This is a genomic window from Streptomyces sp. NPDC034670 (assembly GCF_055574875.1).
In genome coordinates this window covers 8,832-11,397 of the sequence record NZ_JBVITR010000094.1, presented here as the reverse complement: position 1 = coordinate 11,397, position 2,566 = coordinate 8,832, and the positions used below count along the sequence as shown (strand labels likewise).

Below are 2,566 nucleotides of genomic sequence, written 5' to 3'. Positions count from 1 at the left end.
GTACTTCCAGGACGGCGGCCGCCGCGCCGGCCAGCTGGAGGAGATCCGCTTCACCGACATCGAGCACCTGGAGTTCGACCTGTAGCGCGCCGCACACCACGCGCGCCCCGGACCGTATCGGTCCAGGGCGCGCTCGCCTGTCCACCGGCAGAGGCAGCCGGCAGTGTCACAGGTCAATCCAGGGACGGGGCGTGCCGCCGGTCAGGGGCGTCCACACGGCCTGGGCGGGGCCGTGCTGTTCGAGGTCCTCGAGCACGGCGGCTCCCAGCGCGACCTCGCCGGCGAACGCGGCAACGAGCGGGTGCTGGGCGGCCATCGCCTGCAGGTCGCTGATCCGGCCCTCCAGCCGGCTGCGGGAGGCGCCGGTGAGGACGAACAGCACACGGGGGAAGACCGGATACCAGCGCATCCAGCCGGGCTCCGCGGCGACGCGGCGGCGCCGGCCGACCGGCTGGGCCTCGTGCTGATGCAGCCGCGCGTACTCGATCAGCTTCACCGCCAGCCGCTCACCGCTCATGGTGGCGCGGTCGACCTCCACGAACGCGCGCAGCTTGCGCCGCTGCTCGCCCCTGACGACGGTGTAGTGCAGGACGGCGTCGGCCACCACCCGTTCCCCTTCGCCGATGGAGTGCGACACCTCCGGCGTCCAGTCCCAGGGGCCGTGCTCGTGCCCGAGCCGGCGGGCATCGGATGCGAAGGCCAGATGGGCGCGCACCACGGTCAGGGTGTGCGCTGTCTTCAGCGACGCCGCCGTCGTGGAGGTGATCGGGTAGGGTGGCCGCCCCCGCAGGACCGGCAGGTCCCTCGTCAGGCGCGCACCGTCTGGCGTGAGGTACCAGGCGTGGGTGGGAGAGCGGTCCGGGCCGGGCAGCACCGTGTAGTCGACGAAGCCGTCGCAGCGCAGCTTGTTCAGGGCGCGGGAGATCAGTTGCCGTGTGCCGTCCGGGCGCAGCATCCGGCGCAGCTGGCCGGTGGTGGCGATGCGGTGCTGGGCGAGCGCGGTCATGATTTGATCACTCAAAGCCTCGACCGGGCTGGGAGACAGAGGGGAAACGCGTGTCCTCGAAGCGGAGCGGGGCATGGGAACTTCCTTTCGGCGCGCGTGCGGCCTGAGCCGAGCGCGGGCCGTTCGACCGACGGCATCAGTTGCCGACGAGGAAACCCAACAGCCCCGACCGGACCACCGACCACGAAGGCCCGACCATGGTCACGAATGGAAAACAGCCCGGTGGTCGGCCCTGCGCCCCCGACCACGGACTCCTCGGGCTGCGCAGACTGAAGGATCCGATCAATGGCCGGCCGACGGCACGGGGCATTGCCCGGTCAGACAAGGTGAGTTCGAAGTCCTTGGAAAACGGACGATGGCCGGTCCGCGGCAGCGTCTGCTGCTGCGGGGCGTAGTGGCGAGCTACGCCATGCCGGCCATCGTTGCGGTATCCGGCCCGCACGGGGATCAACAACCCATAGCCGGAGACCGCGTCTGTGAGGGGCGGTGAGCGAGTTGCTTCCCTGCCCGTTGTGTTACCTGGCCTTGCGCTGGGCGGCCTGCTCGAGGACGCGCCGGCGCGTCCACCGACGGTATCCGCCCTTCTCGCTGTATGCGTCCACGGTGTTCAACAATGGCAGGTTGCCCTGGGCGAGGCTGCTGCTGAATGTGTTGATGCTTTTGAACCCGAGCAGGACGGCGGCCTGAGAGGCCCCCAGAAGTTCGTCCGGATCACCATCGACGGGCACCTCCGGGGGAAGCACGGCGGAGCGCTTGGCGCCGCTGCGCTTGCCGCTGCCGGGCCGGGTCGTCATCCAGTCCAAAAGCGTCTGTACCCGCCACAGCTGCCGGCGGTAGGGCCGCTCAGGTGTGCCGAGTTCCTCGACGACGTCAGGCTCGGGAAAGTAGCCGGGGTGCTCCCGACTGTAGGTGGTGACCTGCTTGGAGCTCTTGTAGCCCAGAAATCGTGATGCCTGGGCGGCGTTGAGCAGCTCGTTCGGGTCGCGGGTGGGCGGCTTGTGATCCTGGAAGCGGGACAGCTTGCGCTGGGCGAACCACTTGTCCACCTCGTCCTTGTCCCATAGCCGGGCCCGGCCGCGGCCACGCTGCCCGACGGCCTCGGGAAAGCCGTTGGTCTCCCGCTCGGCGTACAGGCGGCTGACGCTCTGCGCGCTCAGTCCGTGTTCCGCACGGATCCCTGCAGCGTCGATGAGACGTGGCGCGGATTGGGCAGCCATGGCCTGAACATCCCGTCGCGTAGCGAGGAGCCGGCCCGCCCGACTCACGTCGCTCATAATGACGTAAGTTGCATGGTGAAGTCCAATCGATCGACACATTTCAGGTCAGCCGGCCCGGGCCTGCCTCGGGCATCAGCCTGTCTGCCCGGTGGTGGCGTTTTCAGTTGTCAGCGACTGGGACATCGCACGGCGAAGGCCGTGGACCATGGCCTGGTCGTCTTCTCGAAACGGTCAAAATTTCGATGCCGAGACGTCGACCCCAGACGGCGTGGGGGGGGGGGGGGGGGGGGGGGGGGCGGGCGGGCCCAAGCAAAGGGCCAAAAGAAAAACACCCACCCCTCTT

Annotated in this window: 2 protein-coding genes and 1 pseudogene; 1 reads left to right on the top strand and 2 read right to left on the bottom strand. The window is 69.1% G+C overall.

The window, feature by feature from the left end:
• Positions 1-85, top strand: a pseudogene (locus ACZ56B_RS32025) (telomere-protecting terminal protein Tpg); the annotation flags it as partial.
• A gap of 81 nt (positions 86-166) precedes the next feature.
• On the opposite strand, the gene ACZ56B_RS32020 reads toward ACZ56B_RS32025, so the two are convergent.
• Both ACZ56B_RS32020 and ACZ56B_RS32015 read right to left on the bottom strand, forming a co-directional pair.
• Positions 167-1,006 carry a replication-relaxation family protein gene (locus ACZ56B_RS32020; protein ID WP_468798357.1) on the bottom strand — a complete coding sequence of 280 codons (840 nt, stop codon included), beginning with the start codon at positions 1,004-1,006 and terminating at the stop codon, positions 167-169.
• A gap of 515 nt (positions 1,007-1,521) precedes the next feature.
• Positions 1,522-2,223, bottom strand: coding sequence for a hypothetical protein (locus ACZ56B_RS32015; RefSeq protein WP_468798354.1), 702 nt, complete (start codon positions 2,221-2,223; stop codon positions 1,522-1,524).
• Positions 2,224-2,566 lie beyond the last annotated feature (343 nt).

Excerpts from the sequence above, each read along its gene's own strand:
- ACZ56B_RS32020 (WP_468798357.1), bottom strand. The coding sequence starts at position 1,006 with ATGACCGCGCTCGCCCAGCACCGCATCGCCACCACCGGCCAGCTGCGC.
- ACZ56B_RS32015 (WP_468798354.1), bottom strand. The coding sequence starts at position 2,223 with ATGGCTGCCCAATCCGCGCCACGTCTCATCGACGCTGCAGGGATCCGT.